This window comes from Streptomyces aureoversilis (assembly GCF_042657885.1).
GTDB classification, from domain to species: Bacteria; Actinomycetota; Actinomycetes; order Streptomycetales; family Streptomycetaceae; genus Streptomyces; species Streptomyces aureoversilis.
Map to the genome: position 1 here is coordinate 207,073 of NZ_JBHSKJ010000013.1, position 16,735 is coordinate 223,807.

14 protein-coding genes, 1 tRNA gene and 1 riboswitch are annotated in these 16,735 nt (G+C 71.2%); of the genes, 14 read left to right on the forward strand and 1 reads right to left on the reverse strand.

Translation table 11 applies throughout. The annotated features are described in order from the left end of the window. Nucleotides 1-154 precede the first annotated feature (154 nt). The 10 genes from ACFPP6_RS23350 to ACFPP6_RS23395 all read left to right on the forward strand — a co-directional run bounded on the left by ACFPP6_RS23350 (nucleotide 155) and on the right by ACFPP6_RS23395 (nucleotide 13,426). Nucleotides 155-664 (forward strand): hypothetical protein, encoded by a 510-nt coding sequence (locus tag ACFPP6_RS23350; RefSeq protein WP_382045594.1) that lies wholly within the window; start codon nucleotides 155-157, stop codon nucleotides 662-664. A gap of 214 nt (nucleotides 665-878) precedes the next feature. After that, entirely contained in the window at nucleotides 879-3,149 is a 2,271-nt protein-coding gene (locus ACFPP6_RS23355) for a DEAD/DEAH box helicase (protein ID WP_382045597.1), read from the forward strand. A 132-nt stretch (nucleotides 3,150-3,281) separates the two neighbouring features. Then, a tRNA-Lys gene (locus tag ACFPP6_RS23360) sits at nucleotides 3,282-3,354 on the forward strand. Nucleotides 3,355-3,632: 278 nt separating this feature from the next. Then, the gene (locus ACFPP6_RS23365) at nucleotides 3,633-5,759 is read left to right on the forward strand and encodes an alkyl/aryl-sulfatase (protein ID WP_382045599.1); all 2,127 of its coding nucleotides are present in this window, start codon (nucleotides 3,633-3,635) and stop codon (nucleotides 5,757-5,759) included. 202 nt (nucleotides 5,760-5,961) lie between these two features. After that, complete coding sequence (locus ACFPP6_RS23370) at nucleotides 5,962-6,852, forward strand: DUF6227 family protein (RefSeq protein ID WP_382045602.1); 891 nt, start codon at nucleotides 5,962-5,964, stop codon at nucleotides 6,850-6,852. A 250-nt stretch (nucleotides 6,853-7,102) separates the two neighbouring features. Continuing rightward, the gene (locus tag ACFPP6_RS23375) at nucleotides 7,103-7,306 is read left to right on the forward strand and encodes a cold-shock protein (protein WP_030367061.1); all 204 of its coding nucleotides are present in this window, start codon (nucleotides 7,103-7,105) and stop codon (nucleotides 7,304-7,306) included. A gap of 259 nt (nucleotides 7,307-7,565) precedes the next feature. Next, nucleotides 7,566-9,272 (forward strand): DEAD/DEAH box helicase, encoded by a 1,707-nt coding sequence (locus ACFPP6_RS23380; RefSeq protein ID WP_382045605.1) that lies wholly within the window; start codon nucleotides 7,566-7,568, stop codon nucleotides 9,270-9,272. A 397-nt stretch (nucleotides 9,273-9,669) separates the two neighbouring features. After that, nucleotides 9,670-10,929 (forward strand): PP2C family protein-serine/threonine phosphatase, encoded by a 1,260-nt coding sequence (locus ACFPP6_RS23385; protein WP_382045678.1) that lies wholly within the window; start codon nucleotides 9,670-9,672, stop codon nucleotides 10,927-10,929. Nucleotides 10,930-11,004: 75 nt separating this feature from the next. Then, a riboswitch (cyclic di-AMP (ydaO/yuaA leader) is annotated at nucleotides 11,005-11,136 on the forward strand. Between the two features lie 9 nt (nucleotides 11,137-11,145). Beyond that, complete coding sequence (locus tag ACFPP6_RS23390; protein WP_382045607.1) at nucleotides 11,146-12,444, forward strand: M23 family metallopeptidase; 1,299 nt, start codon at nucleotides 11,146-11,148, stop codon at nucleotides 12,442-12,444. A gap of 37 nt (nucleotides 12,445-12,481) precedes the next feature. Continuing rightward, the gene (locus ACFPP6_RS23395; RefSeq protein WP_382045610.1) at nucleotides 12,482-13,426 is read left to right on the forward strand and encodes an aldo/keto reductase; all 945 of its coding nucleotides are present in this window, start codon (nucleotides 12,482-12,484) and stop codon (nucleotides 13,424-13,426) included. A gap of 95 nt (nucleotides 13,427-13,521) precedes the next feature. Here the strand turns inward: ACFPP6_RS23395 and ACFPP6_RS23400 are convergent, their stop codons facing one another. Next, complete coding sequence (locus tag ACFPP6_RS23400; protein ID WP_382045613.1) at nucleotides 13,522-13,821, reverse strand: hypothetical protein; 300 nt, start codon at nucleotides 13,819-13,821, stop codon at nucleotides 13,522-13,524. A 206-nt stretch (nucleotides 13,822-14,027) separates the two neighbouring features. On the opposite strand from ACFPP6_RS23400, the gene ACFPP6_RS23405 reads away from it, so the two are divergent. The 4 genes from ACFPP6_RS23405 to ACFPP6_RS23420 all read left to right on the forward strand — a co-directional run bounded on the left by ACFPP6_RS23405 (nucleotide 14,028) and on the right by ACFPP6_RS23420 (nucleotide 16,725). Further along, nucleotides 14,028-14,270, forward strand: a complete 243-nt coding sequence (locus ACFPP6_RS23405) for a hypothetical protein (RefSeq protein WP_382045616.1) — start codon at nucleotides 14,028-14,030, stop codon at nucleotides 14,268-14,270. Further along, nucleotides 14,242-14,766 carry a DUF6879 family protein gene (locus ACFPP6_RS23410; RefSeq protein ID WP_382045619.1) on the forward strand — a complete coding sequence of 175 codons (525 nt, stop codon included), beginning with the start codon at nucleotides 14,242-14,244 and terminating at the stop codon, nucleotides 14,764-14,766. Before ACFPP6_RS23405 ends, ACFPP6_RS23410 begins: the two co-directional genes overlap by 29 nt. Nucleotides 14,767-14,791: 25 nt before the next feature. Further along, complete coding sequence (locus ACFPP6_RS23415) at nucleotides 14,792-15,643, forward strand: helix-turn-helix domain-containing protein (protein WP_382045622.1); 852 nt, start codon at nucleotides 14,792-14,794, stop codon at nucleotides 15,641-15,643. 179 nt (nucleotides 15,644-15,822) lie between these two features. Continuing rightward, entirely contained in the window at nucleotides 15,823-16,725 is a 903-nt protein-coding gene (locus ACFPP6_RS23420; protein WP_382045625.1) for a phosphotransferase, read from the forward strand. Nucleotides 16,726-16,735: the final 10 nt, after the last annotated feature.

Below are 16,735 nucleotides of genomic sequence, written 5' to 3' on the forward strand. Positions count from 1 at the left end.
CTGCGGGTGAGCGGGTAAAGAGCCGGTCAGGTGACCGCGTGCCGCGCGTGTCCTGTGCGGGGCGGTCCCAGTTGGGCAGGACGCCTGTTTCATGCGTTGCCGATGCGGCCCGTACGCGTCGCCGATGCGACCCGTAGCCCTAAGGCGGTCCCCGATGCCCCCCACCTCGCCCCGCGCAGCCGTCACCCGGATCGCGGCCGTCGCCGTCGCGGCCCTGGCCCTTGGGGGGTGCATGAGCGTGAGCGACCCGGAGCGGCCCGCTCCGTCGCCGGGTGCGGGCAAGCAGCGCGAGGCGGGTCCGGAGCCGGACGGCGGGGTGCGGCTGCCGGGCGGGCGGCCGGGGCAGGCGGACACGCGCTCGGCGCGGGGGGCGAGCGGCAGCCCGTCGGCGAAGAGCGCCGCCAGCCCGTCCTCGACGGCGACGCCCTCGGCCTCGCCCGCCGGGGCCTCGCCGGACGCCCACACCGGCAAGCCGGGCAAGAAGGCGAAGCAGCCGGGCAACGGCGCCGGCACGGCCCCGCCGCCCGGGCGCCCGCCCGCTCCCACCCAGCCGGCGCCCCAGTCGACCACCCCCACACCGCAGCCGCCCGTCACCCAGCCCCCCGCCTCCTCGGCGCCCCCGTCGCCCCAGCCGGGCCCCCAGGCGGCGGGCCCTGTGGCGTAGGCCATGCCGCCGGACGGGGGCAGCGGGTTGCGTCCGACGGTGGTGAGTGCGTATGGTGGTAGATCGTTTGATCCCATTTGCCCGGCGCCTAACAGAAGCGCGCCGTGTGGCGCGTTCCTTACCTTGCCGTGGCTGACCGCATCGAGGCGGTCATTTGTGAAGCCGACACGGAGCTTGGGCGCGTGCCGAAACTCCGGAAGGTTTCGCATTTCGCATGTCCATTTCCACTGAGCAGACCGTCATGCCCGCGAGCGACGAGATCGTCGCCGAGGCGGACGCCGTCACCGCGGAGACCACCGCGGATCTCGCCTCCTCCGACACCGCCGCCGAGGCCGTCGACACCGACGCCGCCGCCGAGCCCGCCGAGCCGACGATCACCTTCGGTGACCTCGGCCTGGACGACGCGATCGTCCGCAAGCTCGCGCAGAACGGCGTCACGACCCCCTTCCCGATCCAGGCCGCGACCATCCCGGACGCCCTGGCCGGCAAGGACATCCTCGGCCGCGGCCGCACCGGCTCCGGCAAGACCCTCTCCTTCGGTCTGCCGCTGCTGTCCACCCTGGCCGGCGGCCACACCGAGAAGAAGCGCCCCCGCGGCCTGATCCTCACCCCGACCCGCGAGCTCGCGATGCAGGTCGCGGACGCCCTCCAGCCCTACGGCGACGTGCTCGGCCTGAAGATGAAGGTCGTCTGCGGCGGTACGTCCATGGGCAACCAGATCTACGCCCTGGAGCGCGGCGTCGACATCCTCGTCGCCACCCCGGGCCGTCTGCGCGACATCATCAACCGCGGCGCCGCCTCGCTCGACAAGGTCCAGGTCGCCGTTCTCGACGAGGCCGACCAGATGGCCGACATGGGCTTCCTGCCCGAGGTCACCGAGATCCTCGACCTGGTGCCGGCCGGCGGCCAGCGCCTGCTGTTCTCCGCCACGCTGGAGAACGAGATCGACACCCTCGTCAAGCGCTACCTGGTCAACCCGATCACGCACGAGGTCGACCCCTCCGCCGGTGCCGTCACCACCATGACCCACCACGTCCTCGTCGTGAAGCCGAAGGACAAGGCGCCGGTCACCGCCGCCATCGCCGCCCGCAAGGGCCGCACGATCATCTTCGTCCGCACCCAGCTGGGCGCCGACCGCGTCGCCGAGCAGCTGCTGGACGCCGGCGTCCGCGCCGACGCCCTGCACGGCGGCATGACCCAGGGCGCCCGCAGCCGCGTCCTCGACGACTTCAAGGCCGGCTACGTGAACTGCCTGGTCGCCACCGACGTCGCCGCCCGCGGCATCCACGTCGACGGCATCGACCTGGTCCTCAACGTCGACCCCGCCGGTGACCACAAGGACTACCTGCACCGCTCCGGCCGTACGGCCCGCGCCGGCCAGTCCGGCACGGTCGTCTCCCTGGCCCTGCCGCACCAGCGCAAGCAGATCTTCCGCCTGATGGAGGACGCGGGCGTCGACGCCTCGCGCCACATCGTCGGCGGTGCCGGCGCCTTCGACGAGGACGTCGCCAAGATCACCGGCGCCCGCTCCCTCACCGAGGTGCAGGCCGACTCCGCGGCCAACGCCGCCAAGCAGGCCGAGCGCGACCTGGCCGACCTGACCCGCCAGCTGGAGCGCGCGCAGCGCCGCGCCACCGAGCTGCGCGAGGAGGCCGACCGCCTCCTGGCGCGCGCCGCCCGCGAGCGCGGCGAGGACCCGGAGGCCGCCGTCGCGGCTGCCGCCGAGGCCGCCGCCACCGAGGCCAAGGCCGAGGAGGAGGCCGCTGCCGCGGCGTCCGTCCCGGCGCAGGCCGCGCCCGCGCACGAGCGCCGCGACGAGCGGGGCAACTTCGCGCCGCGCCGCGACGACCGCGGTGGCTTCCGCCGCGACGACCGCCGCGACGACAACCGCTCCGGTGGTTTCCGTCGTGACGACCGTCGTGACGACAACCGCTCCGGTGGTTTCCGTCGCGATGACCGTCCGTCCGGTGGTTTCCGCCGTGACGACCGTCGTGACGACGACCGCGGTGGTTTCCGCCGTGACGACCGTCCGTCGGGCGGTTTCCGCCGCGACGAGCGCCGTGACGACAACCGCTCCGGTGGTTTCCGCCGTGACGACCGTCCGTCCGGTGGTTTCCGCCGCGACGAGCGCCGTGACGACAACCGCTCCGGTGGTTTCCGTCGCGACGACCGTCCGTCGGGCGGCTTCCGCCGCGACGACCGCCGCGATGACCGTCGTGACGACAACCGCTCCGGTGGTTTCCGCCGCGACGACCGTCCGTCCGGTGGCTTCCGTCGCGACGACCGCCCCTCGCACGGCGGCGGCTTCCGCTCCGGCGGCAGCGACCGTCCGTTCAACCGCGACCGTCGTGACGACCGTCCCTCCGGCGGCGGCTTCCGCGCCGGCGGCCACGACCGCCCGAACGGCCGCCGCGACGACCACCGTGGTGGCGCCGGTTCCTTCGGCCGCCGCGACGACAAGCCGCGCTGGAAGCGCAACGGCTGATAACCGCAGGTGATTTGGGGCCCGTACGGCACTTCGGTGGCGTACGGGCCCCGCTGCGTCTGCACTCCCGTCCGACGCATCGGCCATAACGACTCGGGATAACGCGGTCGGCCGGGCTATGCTGCGGGGTGCGGGCCGTTAGCTCAATTGGCAGAGCAGTGGACTTTTAATCCATTGGTTGTGGGTTCGAGTCCCACACGGCCTACGCGATGCGGGCGAGGGAAACCCCTCTGACCTGCGGACGAGCGCCCCGCCCGGTTCTTCCGGGCGGGGCGCTTCCGCATTCCGGCGCGGCTTCCGGACCGTCTTCGGTCCGTCTTACGTCCCGGTTCCGGGCCCGTCTTCCTGGCTTGATCGTGTTCCTTGTGCAACGTTCCACCGCTTCATAGCGTCGATGTCGCACCTTGCACCCGTACGGCACCACACGCACCACTCTTCCGTCGCACACGCGGAGCTTCCGCATGTCCCAAGGAGGAACGTCGTATGCCTGAGAACGCCCGGTCGCAGGAGCCCACCCGGCCCGTCGAGCCGTCCGCGGCCGTCGTGGAGGCGAACCGCGGGATCACCGAGACCATCCTGCCCAGCAGCGGGGACTTCGCCGACGCCATGCGCGGTCTGCTGGCCCCGCCGCCGCGCGACCTTCCCGTCATCCTCTCCCGCGACACCAAGCGCGTCGTGTGGGACTTCACCGGCTACGACTTCCTCGAGGACGGCGAGGACGTACCGCCGCCGTCCGTCAACGCGAGCCTGTGGCGGCAGGGCCGGCTCACCGCCGTCGCCGGCCTGTTCCACGTCACCGCCTCGAACGGCCGGGCCATCTACCAGGTCCGCGGCTACGACCTGTCCAACATGACGATCGTGACGGGCGACCGGGGCATCATCGTCATCGACCCGCTCGCCTGTTACGAGACCGCGCAGCACGCGCTGCGGCTCTACCGTGAGACCTGCAACGACAACCGGCCCGTCAGCGCCGTCATCTACACCCACAGCCACGTCGACCACTTCGGCGGCTCCCGCGGCCTGTTCAACGACAGCAGGGACGTCATCGCGCCCGACCTGAAGGTCTACGCGCCCGAGGGCTTCCTGGAACACGCCGTCAGCGAGAACGTCTACGCGGGCCCGGCCATGAGCCGCCGCGCGGGCTACATGTACGCGGTCGGCCTGGACAAGGGCCCCGACGGGCAGGTGGGCTCCGGCCTCGGGCTGACGATCTCCACCGGCGAGGTCACGCTCATCCCGCCGACCGACTACGTGGGCGGCCCGCAGCACCAGCCCGTCCCGGAGGACAAGTGGCGCCCCGAGGACGTCATCCCCTGGCGGCCGGGCCTGTACCGGCTGCACGTGGACGGCGTCCGGATCATCTGCCAGCTCACCCCGGGCACCGAGGCCCCGGCGGAGATGAACTTCTACTTCCCCGAGCTGCGCGCGCTGTGCATGGCCGAGAATTCGACGCACACCATGCACAACATCCTCAGCCTGCGCGGCGCCCAGGTCCGGGACGCCCACGCGTGGTCGAAGTACCTCACCCAGGCCATCCAGACCTTCGGCGAGCACACCGACGTGGAATTCGCCTCCCACCACTGGCCGCGCTGGGGCAAGGAGAACATCCTCGAATTCCTCGCGAACCAGCGGGACATGTACGGCTATCTCAACGACCAGACCCTGCGCCTGCTCAATGACGGCTACACCGGGACAGAGATCGCGGAGAAGCTCAAGGAGCTGCCGCCAGGGCTGGGCGACCACTGGTACGACCGGGGCTACTACGGCTCGCTCAGCCACAACCTCAAGGCGGTCTACCAGCGCTACATGGGCTGGTTCGACGGCAATCCCGCCCACCTCTGGGAGCTGCCCCCGGTCGAGGCCGGCGCCCGGTACGTACGGGCGATGGGCGGCGCGCAGGAGGTCGTACGGGCCGCGCGGCAGGCGTACGAGGCGGAGCAGCCGCAGTACCGCTGGGTCCTGGAGCTGCTCAACCACGTCATCTTCGCCTCCGCGGACCCCGCGGATCCGTCCCTCGTCCCGGCCGGGGTCCTGGCCGAGGCCAAGGCCCTGCAGGCCGATGCCATGACCCAGCTGGGCTACGGCGCGGAGAACGGCACCTGGCGCAACTTCTACCTCACCGGCGCCAAGGAGCTCCGCAGCGGACCGGAGAAGCCCACGCCGCACGGCGCTTCGGACCTCGTGAAGAGCATGTCGCTGGAGCAGATCTTCTCGGCGATGGCCAAGAGCGTGGACGGGCCGCGGGCCGCCGCGGAGCAGCGGTCGCCGATCGTGCTGCGCTGGGTGTTCAACGGAACCGGCCGGCCGCGCACCACGACCACGACCCTGCGCAACGGCGTGCTCGTGTACGTCGACGGGGAGGACCTCTTCGCGGGCAAGCCGCAGGCGACCATCACGCTCTCGCGCGCGGTGCTCGACGAGGTGCTGACGCAGGGCGTCGACTTCAAGAAGAACTTCGACGCGGCGGTCGGGAACGGCATCGAGGTGGACGACCAGGCCGCGGCGGACACCGTCCTCGGCTATCTGACCTATCCGGACCCGGTGTTCCCGATCGTGACGCCGCGGCCGGTGGACGTGGCGCGGCCCGGGGAGGAGAAGCCCGCGGAGTAGCGTTCCGGCTCCGCCGGACGTCCGCCGGGCCAGGGGGGGCGCACAGCACGCGCACGCCCCACCCCCCGAGCCACCGCTGGACGCCCCCCGCGTGCCCGGACCTCTGCGCACCCAGTTCACCGAAACCCCGCCCCCGTCCCGTGTTCGCGCCGCTACGGTAAGTGCGCGGGGTGGGCGCGGCGAGGTCCGGGAGGTCGGAGGCATGGAGAACTCGCGAGCGGGTGAGAACGGCAGCGGAAGCGAGCGAGAAGAGTGGGGGAACCAGAGCCCGGCGTACAGGGCGCACAGGGGGCGCACAGAGCACGGCCAGGGACCGGGCGGCCCGGCGGGAGCCGAGAGCACGCCCATCGAGCACGTGGAGGCGCTGCTGGGGCGGGCGCAGAACGGCTTCGAGATCGACGAGCGGATGCTCGGCCGGCTGCGGACGGCGCTGATGCATCAGGCCGAGCTCCGCTCGTACCGCCAGCGCAATGACGACCGGCGGCCTCTCCGCTGCAATTCGTACCGCCACGTGTTCCTCCTGGCGGACGGCAGCAGCCTGCTTCTGTTCGAGCTGGAGCACAACACCGGTCCGGAGGACGTCTTCCTCTACGAGCTGTACGCGGACGAGGGCGTCCTCGACCGGGCGGAGCGGCGCGTGCACGACCGGATCGGCGGCGGCATCGGCCCCGGCAGCGAGACCGAGGAGCTGCCGGCCTGGCTGGCGGAGGAGCTGCTGCTGGCCATGGGGCCGGTGCAGCCCCGCCGGGAGTACGTCTCCGACGCCTCGCCCGACCACGCCCGGCGGCTGCTGCGGCGCGCGGAGAACGAGGACGGGCCCGGCGAGGTGGTGCGCGAGCTGCTCCAGGGGGCGCTCGGCCACCACATCGCGCTGATCACCAAGCCGCGCCGCCGGGGCCCCGGGCGCGACGCCACCTGGTGCCGCTTCTACGAGCACGCCTTCCTGCTGGAGGGCGGCGGCGAGCTCAGCCTGTGGGAGCTGGAGCACAACATGAACACCGACGGCCGCCTGGTCTGCGAGGTCTATCTGGACGAGGCGGAGGCCGAGGTGGCGGCGGACCGCCACGCCCGTTCCCAGGGCGTGGAGCTGTAGTGGGCCGTAGCGGGCTGTAGTAGGGCTGTGATGGGGGAGCTGTAGCGGCACCGGGCTGCCGCGGGGCTGCGCACCGTCGGCGGGCGGGTGAAACGGGGGCCGCCGACGTGTGCTACGCTTAACTGACGTTTCAGTTGTGGTACCCATGAACTCGTGTGCGCCTGACGGTTATGTGAACCGAGGGCGCATTTTTGTTTTTGCCGGTCTTTGTCCGGTGTGGGGCCCATTTGCATCCACTAAGGAGATAGACATGGCTACTGGCACCGTGAAGTGGTTCAACTCGGAAAAGGGCTTCGGCTTCATCGAGCAGGACGGCGGCGGCCCCGACGTCTTCGCCCACTACTCGAACATCGCCTCCAACGGCTTCCGTGAGCTGTTCGAGGGCCAGAAGGTTTCCTTCGACGTCACGCAGGGCCAGAAGGGCCTGCAGGCCGAGAACATCGTCGCTGCCTGACGATGATGCCCGCCCGGTCCGTCTGACGACGGCCCCGGGCTCTGCATGAAGCAATGAAGCACCAGGCAATGGGGCCCGCACCTCGGGGTGCGGGCCCCATTGCTGCCCCTGCGCCGGCCGGCGCCCGCGTGCCGGCCGTCGTCCCGCACCAGCGCGCCCAGGCTTTTCCGCCGTCCGACCGTTCTCGTTCCGGACGGTCTCGCGATGCGAAGTCTCCCTTTCGGGCGTGCCACCCCCATTGAGGGAAGGTCCCACCCGTATGACTCGCTCCGCCCGCCCCGCCCGCCCCCGCGGACCCCAGCAGAACCGTGGTGCCCAGCAGAACCGCAGCTCCCAGCAGGGCGGCCGCGTCGGCGCCCAGTCGTCGCGCCGCAGGCCCGCCGCCCCCCAGGGCGACTTCGAGACCCCGGTCAGCACCACCCCGGCGCTGCCGCCGGTGGCGTCCTTCGCCGACCTGGACATGCCGGCCGGCCTGCTCTCCACGCTGACCCGCGAGGGCGTCACCGAGCCGTTCCCGATCCAGGCCGCGACGCTGCCCAACTCGCTCACCGGCCGTGACGTCCTCGGCCGCGGCCGCACCGGCTCCGGCAAGACCCTCGCGTTCGGCCTGGCCATGCTGGCCCGTACGGCCGGCCGCCGCGCCGAGCCCGGCCGCCCGCTCGCCCTCGTGCTCGTCCCCACCCGCGAGCTCGCGCAGCAGGTCACCGACTCGCTCGCCCCGTACGCCACCGCCGTGAACCTGCGGACGGCCACGGTCGTCGGCGGTATGTCCATCGGCCGGCAGGCCCAGACGCTCGCGCGCGGCGCCGAGGTGCTCGTCGCCACCCCCGGGCGGCTCGCGGACCTGATCCAGCGAGGCGACTGCAAGCTCGGCGACGTGCGGATCACGGTCCTGGACGAGGCCGACCAGATGGCCGACATGGGCTTCCTGCCGCAGGTCACCAAGCTGCTGGACCAGGTCGACCCCGAGGGGCAGCGGATGCTGTTCTCCGCGACCCTCGACCGCAACGTCGACCGGCTCGTCCGCCGCTTCCTCTCCGACCCGGTGACGCACTCCGTCGACGCGTCGGTGGGCGCGGTCGTCACGATGGACCACCACCTGCTGCACGTCACCGAGACGGACAAGAAGGACACGGTCACCCGGATCGCCGCCCGCGACGGCCGCGTGATCATGTTCGTGGACACCAAGCGCGGTGCCGACCGCCTGGTGAAGAAGCTGCTGTCCGAGGGCGTGCGCGCCGCCGCCCTGCACGGCGGCAAGAGCCAGCCGCAGCGCAACCGCACCCTGGACCTCTTCCGCACGCAGGAGGTCACCGCGCTGATCGCCACGAACGTGGCCGCGCGCGGCATCCACATCGACGGCCTCGACCTCGTCGTGAACGTCGACCCGCCCATGGACCACAAGGACTACCTGCACCGCGGCGGCCGTACGGCCCGCGCGGGCGAGTCCGGCACGGTCGTCACGCTCGTGCTGCCCGAGCAGCGGCGCGAGATGAGCCGCATGATGGTCACCGCCAAGATCTCCCCGAACGTCGTGACGGTCGGCCCGGAGGACGAGGAGCTCGTCCGCATCACCGGTGCCCAGCAGCCCAGCGGCGTGCCCGTGGTCATCGCGCCGCCAGTGCCGGCCCAGTCGACGCCGCGGAAGCGGTCCGGCGGGAGCGGCGCGAGCGCCGGGTCCGCCGGCGGGGCTGCGGCTGCTGCCGGGTCGCGCGGCTCCCGGGGCACCCGTGGCTCGCGCGGCGGGCGTGGCGGTCGTGGCCGGGTGCGTACGGAGATGTCTTCCGGGGCGTCGTCCTCGTCCTCGTCGTCCGCCGGGTCTTCGGCGTCCTACGGTGCCGGTGGTTCGGGCCGGGGTGCCGGCCGGGCCTCCGGTGCGGCTTCCGGTGCGGCTTCCGGCCGGGGTGCCGGCAGGAACGGCGCCGGCCGGGGCACCGGGGGCGCACGGGAGCGCCGCTCCTCGTAATCCGCTCCTCGTAACCCGCTCGCCCGGGCTGCTCGCCGGCGGCCTGTACGAGGCCCCGGCCCGGCCGGCCTGCTCGTCGGCTTGTTCGCCCGCCTGTTCGCTGGCCTGCTTGCCGGGCCGTTCTCCCAGGGCCTCCCTCCCCGGTTGGCCCAGCACCGTTCGCCTGCCGACCTCCCGCCCGGAAGGGTGGGAGGTCGTTGACGTGCAGGGCTGCCGGTCAGGAGAGAGTGCGGTGGGCAAGCGAGAGAGCCGTTCTGCCCGCCGTGCCGGCGGTGGCGCTGAAGGTGGTGCTGAAGGTGGCACGGGCAGTGGCACCTCCAGTGATGCGTCCAGTGGCGCGTTGGGCGGTGCGTCGGGCGGTGTGTCCGGTGGTGCGTCGGGCGGTGTGTCCGGTGGTGTGTCCGGCGGCGTCATCGGGCGCCGTGCCTTCCGTCGTACGGCACGCCGGGCCGTACGCCGGGCCGTCCGCAGGCTCCCGGCCGTTCTGATCGTCGGCGCCGCACTCTTCGGCCTCGGGGCGCCCGCGCACTACACGTGCGCCCCCTTCCTCTCCGCCGCGCCCCTCGTCGCGGCGCCGCTCCACACCCTCCGCGCCACGGTCACGGCCGCGCTGGCCGCCGTGGCGGTCGCGGTCGGGCTCGTGGTCTACCACCGGCCGTCCGACACCGGTGAGGCGCTGGCCGAGATCGCGGCCATCGGTGCCGTCTCCCTCGTCGCGCTCGGCATCAACCGCATCGCCCGTCGCAGCGATCAGCAGCTCGCCTCCGCCCGGGGCATCGCGGAGGCGGCCCAGCGCGCCGTCCTGCCCGTGCCCCCGTCCCGGATCGGCGGCCTCCGCGTGGCCGCGCGCTACGTCGCCGCCCAGGCCGACGCCCGGATCGGCGGCGATCTGTACGCGGTCCAGGACACCCCGTACGGCGTACGCGTCATCGTCGGCGACGTCCGCGGCAAGGGCCTGGGTGCGGTCGAGGCGGTCGCCGTGGTGATCGGCGCCTTCCGGGAGGCGGCCGAGCAGGAGCCCACGCTGGAGGGGCTCGCGGGGCGGCTGGAGCACGCGCTCCAGCGGGAGGGCGCACGGCGGGCGAACCTGCGCGCCGACGCCGTGGACCGGACCGAGGGCTTCACCACGGCCGTACTGGCGGAGCTGCCGCCGGGGGAGCCCGTCTTCCGCCTGCTGAACCGCGGCCACCCCTCCCCGCTCCTGCTGCACGCGGACGGCCGCATCGGCGTGGCCGACCCCGCCGTCCCCGCGCTGCCCCTCGGCCTGGGCGAGCTGGGGGTGTGGCCGGACCGGGCGGAGGAGCGGGAGTTCCCCGCGGGGTCGATGCTGCTGCTGATGACGGACGGGGTGACCGAGGCGAGGGACGCCGGCGGTACGTTCTACGACCCCAGGGCCGGGCTGACGGGCTGTCGGTTCAAGAACCCGGATGCGCTGCTGGACGCCCTGGTCGCGGACGTCGCGCGCCATTCGGGGGGTCAGGCCGCCGACGACATGGCGCTGTTGGCGATCCGGCGCGGCGAGCGGATCGAACAGCATTTCGTGGAAAGTATCGACAGGTTCCGTGGGCGCACATCCTGTGAAGACGTGCCCGAGGGCATCGGTGGGTTCGGGCGTTCGGCTTGGAATCCACCCGGCATGTCTATTAACGTTCGATAACGGAGCGCGGTTGTCGCAACGCCGCAAGAGGCGCTGCGCCGTGCGCCTTCGCCGAATCCCGCGGGCACAGCACCACCTGATACACCGGCAAGTTCTGGGAACCGGGGAACCACCACCCTGGGGTGAATCGGGCCGCGCAGCGGCCCGTAGGAGACCTTCCTGCTCCGAACCCGTCAGCTAACCCGGTAGGCGAGAAGGAAGGAAAGGAGTGCCTTCGTGGCATCCAACGAGCCTGCCGCGTACGAGCCTGCCGAGTACGACTCTGCCGGGTACGAGCCCGCCGCGTACGATCCGCCGCTGGTCCCGGCGTACGTACCTCCGTACGAGCCGGAGCCCGAGCCCCGGCCGGAGCTGAGGCACGAGGCGGAGACCGCGTACGACCCCGAGTCGCCGTACACCCCCGCTTCCTACCGTCCCTCCGTCTACAACGCCTTCGGCACGGGCCGCGGCCGCCACCGCGTGGTGAAGCAGCGCGGCGGCACGATGGCCCGCAGCGGCGCGGTCCTCGGTGTCGGCGTCATCGCGGCGGTCGGCGCGGGCGGCATGGCGCACGCCCAGGAGCGCCCGGCGACGTCCATATCCATGCCCGACCTGGCCCAGCTGCCGGGAGTGGGCTCGTTCTTCGCGGGGAGCGCGGCGGGCTCGGTCGATTCCGCCGCCGCCGAATTCGCCGGCGAGGAAAGCGCATCGGCCGCCGTGGAGATGGCCGAGAGCGCGGCGGCTGCGGGTGAGGTGCTCCGGGCGAGAATCCTGGAGCAGGCCGACCACCAGCAGGGCGTGGCCGTGGCCGAGGCGCAGGCGGCCCAGGTGAAGCAGGCCGCGAAGACGCAGAAGAAGGCGGCGGAGCGGAAGGCGGCGGAGGCGGAGGCGGAGGCGGAGCAGGAACGGGAGCTGGGGCGGGAGCAGGGGCGGCCGGCGGCACCGGAGCAGCAGCAGACGTCGCAGCAGCAGACGTCGAAGCAGCAGACGTCGAAGCAGCAGGCGCCGAGGCAGCAGACGTCGAAGCAGCAGGCACCGAAGCACCACACGGCGCAGCAGCAGGCACCGAAGAAGCAGCGATCCGCCCGCCAGGCTCCGGCCGCCCAGGCTCCCGCCCCGGCGGCTCGCCACTCCACCTCCGGCGGGTTCAAGCTCCCCCTCGCCTCGTACACCCTGACGGCCGGCTTCGGTCAGGCGGGGAACATGTGGTCCGCGAACCACACGGGGGAGGACTTCGCAGCCCCGACCGGCACGCCGGTGAGGGCGGTCGGCGGCGGCAAGATCGTTCAGGCCGGCTGGGCGGGGGCGTACGGCTACCGCATCGTCCTGAGGCTCGACGACGGTACGGAGCTGTGGTTCTGCCACCTGTCGTCGATGGTCGTCACGTCGGGGAAGGTCGCGCCGGGCCAGGTCATAGGCCGTGTCGGTGCGACGGGCAACGTCACGGGCCCGCACCTGCACCTGGAGGTGCGGCCGGGCGGGGGCGCGCCGATCGACCCGCTGGGGTGGCTGAGGAGCAGGGGCCTGCAGCCGTAGCGGAATACCGGCTGCCGCAAGGACGCTGCAGGAGTACATGGCTGACATTCACAAGAAGATCGGCAATCTCTCCGTCCACCCGTTGGCTCTCGGCGGCAATGTCTTCGGGTGGACAGCGGACGAGGCGGAATCCTTCGCCGTCCTCGACGCGTACGCGGCGGCGGGCGGCAATTTCATCGACACCGCCGACGTCTACTCGGCCTGGGTCCCGGGCAACGAGGGCGGCGAGTCGGAGACCGTCATCGGCAATTGGTTCGCCTCGCGCGGCAACCGTGCCGACATCGTCCTCGCGACGAAGGTCGGCGCGGGCGTCCCGGAGCCGCGGGGCCTGCGCGCATCGGTGATCAAGGCGGGTGTGGAGGAGTCCCTCCGCCGGCTCCGCACCGACTACATCGACCTCTACTACACGCATTACGACGACCCGTCGGTGCCGGTGGAGGAGTTCATCACCGCGCTCGACGCGCTGGTGAAGGAGGGCAAGGTCCGCGAGATCGCGGCCTCGAACATCACGCCGGAGCGCCTGCAGGAGTCGCTGGAGTTCTCGGAGACGGCCGGCCTGGCGAAGTACGTGGCGATCCAGCCCCACTACAACCTGGTCTCGCGCGACACCTACGAGGGCGACCTGGCGGCGGTGGCGGAGAAGCACGGCCTGGCGGCCGTCCCGTACTTCGCCCTGGCCAAGGGTTTCCTCACGGGCAAGTACCGCCCGGGCACGACGGTGGACAGCGCCCGAGCGGAGGGCGCCGCGGAGTACCTGCAAACGGAGCGCGGCCGCCGCGTCCTGACGGCCCTGGACGAGGTGGCAGCGGCCCACGAGGCCGAGCTCGCCACGATCGCCCTGGCCTGGCTCGCGGCCCAGCCCACCGTGGCGACCCCGCTGGCCAGCGCCCGCACGGTCCAGCAGCTCAAGCCACTGCTGGCGGTGGCGGACGTAAAGCTGACGGATGCGGAACTGAAGCGCCTGACGGAGGCGTCGGCCTAAGCAGGCCAAGGCAGGCCAAGGCAGGCCAAGGCAGGCCAAGGCAGGCCAAAGCAGGGCGTCGAGCGGAAGAGCACCGCTCGACGCCCTGCTGCTGATCAAGCCCGACTCTCGGCCACCCAAGAGGCCAGCGCCACGGCCCCGGCGACCCCGAACACGGCCGGCCAGGCCCCGACCTTCTTGGCCAGCGGATGCGACCCGGCGAACGCGGCAACGTACAGCCCGGTCAGCGCCGCGGCCTTGGGCGCCCCGACCTTCCCGGCCCACTGCCGAGCAGCCACCCCACCGGCCACGGCAAGCGCGGCCCCACCGAGCGGCCGCTTCTTGGTCCACCGAGCAACGCCGTACCCACCGACAAGCCCACTGGCAGCAACAACAGCCGTAGGAACCTGAGCCATCCCACACCTCCGTATCAAAGGACGACCACCTCGCCCAAAGCTAACTTCACAACCGGGCGCAGTGGCGCACCCGCCTGCCGCCGTCTAAGCCATGAGCCTCGGTAGGGACCGGTTGGGCGGGGGCTGTGGGGGCCCTCTTGACGTGATCACTGATGAGGTCAATCGTCTTGCAGCGGTGCGCAATCCACTGGACAGCGGAGGCGATCATGTCCCTAGTCTTCTTCGGCAAGGATCCCAACACCGATGGCGACGAGTGCCCCACGGTGTGGGTAGACGACCGGACGGCAGACCTTGTATTTCAGGGGTGGAAGGCCGATGAGACGACCGAGAAGGAGTGCCTCACGGTCGGCCATATCCCGGAGACCGAGGCTGTTATCCGTATCCCGGCACGCATGGTGCCGCTCATCCGGAAGGCGTGCGATGCCGCAGAGCGTACCGAGCTTCGCTGAAATGATCGCCGACTGCCAGCACTCGGCCGTTCATCTGGAGATGCGGGACGCGTATGGGATCGCACCGGAGGTGGCAGAGTTCGAGGCATGGAAGGCCGGGGACGACAGCAGCCGACACGACCGGACGGGCCGACGCCGCGCTTGGCTGGACCTTGTAAGGGAAACGGTCGGACGAGGCGTGGTGGTACGCCGTGCCCGAATCGTCTCGGAACCTGTCTCCGAGTACATTCGTTTCGAGCATGCGGGAACTGGGCTGAACATCGAGGCTGGCGAAGAGGTCCGCTGGCTGCCCAGGCGGCAGGCGTCGGATATCGCCTTGCCCGGTAACGACTTCTGGCTGTTTGACGAGCGGGTAGTGCGGTTCAACCACTTCACCGGTGACGGCGCATCCGCCGGCCCCGAAGTGGCCGAGGACGCCGCAGTGGTGCGGCTCTGCACCTCGGCATTCGAGACAGTGTGGGCGCGCGGCGTCCCGCACGACAGCTTCAAGGTCTGATCGGCGATCCGCCGGACCACAGCTCATGTCCTCATCCCCGTCGTCCAGTGCCCAAGCGGCCCGTGAAGCGCTGGCAGCGCGCCTGCGGGAGCTGCGCCTGGACGCGGGGCTGACAGGCCGCGACGTGGCCGCCCGGTGCGATTGGCACCCGGCCAAGTCCTCCCGGTTGGAGAACGCGAAGACCGGGCCCTCGGACGACGACATCCGGGCGTGGTGCCGTGCCTGTGGTGCGGAAGACCAGGCAGCCGATCTGATCGCCGCGAGCCATACCGCCGAGTCCATGTACGTCCAGTGGCGACGCCTCCAGCGCACGGGGCTGCGCAGACTCCAGGAGTCGTACGTCCCTCTGTATGAACGGACACGACACTTCCGCGTCTACTCCTCCAGGGTCATCCCCGGCGTGCTCCAGACCGAGGAGTACGCCCGCGCCCTGCTTGCCACGATCGCTGAATTCCGCCAGCTTCCGGACGATTCAGCCGAGGCCGCGTCAGCACGCGTCGCGCGCTCCCACGTGATCCGGGAGGGCGGCCACAGCTTCGCTCTGCTCATGGAAGAGGACGTTCTCTACTACCGCTACGGCGGCGTCCGGGCCATGTCCGCCCAGCTCGGCTACCTGCTGTCCGTCATGCCGTTGCCGTCCGTCTCGTTGGGGATCATCCCGCGCACGGCACCTCGGCGTATGTGGGGGCAGGAAACGTTCACCATGTTCGATGATCAACGGGTCCACGTGGAGCTGCTGACAGCCAAGGTCACCGTCACACAACCGAGCGATGTCATCACATACGCACGGGCGTTCGCCGAACTCTCCAAGATGGCGGTCCACGGAAGTGAGGCCCGGGCACTGGTCACAGCTGCCATCAGCGTCCTCGAAGAGTGATCGCCTTGCAATCGCCTGCAATCTCGTTGATGCCGGCCTTCCCCCGTCCCTAGCGTTTGCAGCACCATCCGCCCCGGTCCTGGGTTGAGGCCCATCCCGCCGAGGCGGGTCTGCAAGGGCATCAGCTGAGGTAGATGTGCATGCGCCGCGCACCCTCGGCCCTTCGGAAGGACGGATGAATGACCGACTGGAAGTTCGTGAAGGACAGGACGGCCACGCAGGGCGCGGTGTGGAGGTCGGCAGACGGCCTGCTCTACAAGCGGACCGGGGGAGAGGACCTGCGGAAGGAGATTGAGTTCCAGCAGCTCGCCGTCGGCCTTGGTTATCCCGTTCCGGAGATCGTCGGCAGCGGATCCGGGAACGAGGGCTACTTCGTCATCGAGCGATCCCTCGGCGCCGCCTCGCTCCATGACGAGGCCCTCGCCCACGCCCAGCGGGACGGCGGGCTCGGCGACCAGGTGGTCAGTACGGCGGCAGCCGTCGCCTCCAGACTCCTGCAGGCCCAGGCAAGCCACCCTCTGCCCGCCACACCGTGGTTCGAAAGGGCCGCTTTCGTCGCCGACGTCTTCGAGGAGAACCCGGACCTCGATACACCGCGGGTGCACCGAGCCGTGAAACGCGCACTCGACCGGATGGCGGCGTTGCCCATGGTCCGCGGACACCTGGACTACGGGCTTCCCAACGTCCTGGCGAAGGGTGTGATCGACTGGCAGCATCACGGTGTCATCCCGCTCGGTTACGACGTCTACCCAGCACTCGACATCGTGGCCTTCAAGGGAGGCGGCAAGGGCTACAGCATCAGCCCCGAAGAGCGCGCCGCCTACACCGATGCCCTGGACGAGGTCACGACCGCTCTGATCGGGAAGCGGGTGAGCGGGCATCTCGGCGACTTCCTGCTCGTCAAGTGCTTCTTCTTCCTCGCCCTCATGCGGCCCACCGACCCTGCACGGCACGACAAGCACATCAAGTGGCAGTACCGCCGAGCCCTCTTCGTGATGGGACTTGATCAGTATGAGTCGTCCGGCACCATCGACACCGACACCTTCCCCACCCTGGCAGCGTTCGCAGCCGGGTACCGGTAGGCCAGTACCC

Excerpts from the sequence above, each read along its gene's own strand:
- ACFPP6_RS23350 (WP_382045594.1), top strand. The coding sequence starts at position 155 with ATGCCCCCCACCTCGCCCCGCGCAGCCGTCACCCGGATCGCGGCCGTC.
- ACFPP6_RS23355 (WP_382045597.1), top strand. The coding sequence starts at position 879 with ATGTCCATTTCCACTGAGCAGACCGTCATGCCCGCGAGCGACGAGATC.
- ACFPP6_RS23365 (WP_382045599.1), top strand. The coding sequence starts at position 3,633 with ATGCCTGAGAACGCCCGGTCGCAGGAGCCCACCCGGCCCGTCGAGCCG.
- ACFPP6_RS23370 (WP_382045602.1), top strand. The coding sequence starts at position 5,962 with ATGGAGAACTCGCGAGCGGGTGAGAACGGCAGCGGAAGCGAGCGAGAA.
- ACFPP6_RS23375 (WP_030367061.1), top strand. The coding sequence starts at position 7,103 with ATGGCTACTGGCACCGTGAAGTGGTTCAACTCGGAAAAGGGCTTCGGC.
- ACFPP6_RS23380 (WP_382045605.1), top strand. The coding sequence starts at position 7,566 with ATGACTCGCTCCGCCCGCCCCGCCCGCCCCCGCGGACCCCAGCAGAAC.
- ACFPP6_RS23395 (WP_382045610.1), top strand. The coding sequence starts at position 12,482 with ATGGCTGACATTCACAAGAAGATCGGCAATCTCTCCGTCCACCCGTTG.
- ACFPP6_RS23400 (WP_382045613.1), bottom strand. The coding sequence starts at position 13,821 with ATGGCTCAGGTTCCTACGGCTGTTGTTGCTGCCAGTGGGCTTGTCGGT.
- ACFPP6_RS23405 (WP_382045616.1), top strand. The coding sequence starts at position 14,028 with ATGTCCCTAGTCTTCTTCGGCAAGGATCCCAACACCGATGGCGACGAG.
- ACFPP6_RS23410 (WP_382045619.1), top strand. The coding sequence starts at position 14,242 with ATGCCGCAGAGCGTACCGAGCTTCGCTGAAATGATCGCCGACTGCCAG.
- ACFPP6_RS23415 (WP_382045622.1), top strand. The coding sequence starts at position 14,792 with ATGTCCTCATCCCCGTCGTCCAGTGCCCAAGCGGCCCGTGAAGCGCTG.
- ACFPP6_RS23420 (WP_382045625.1), top strand. The coding sequence starts at position 15,823 with ATGACCGACTGGAAGTTCGTGAAGGACAGGACGGCCACGCAGGGCGCG.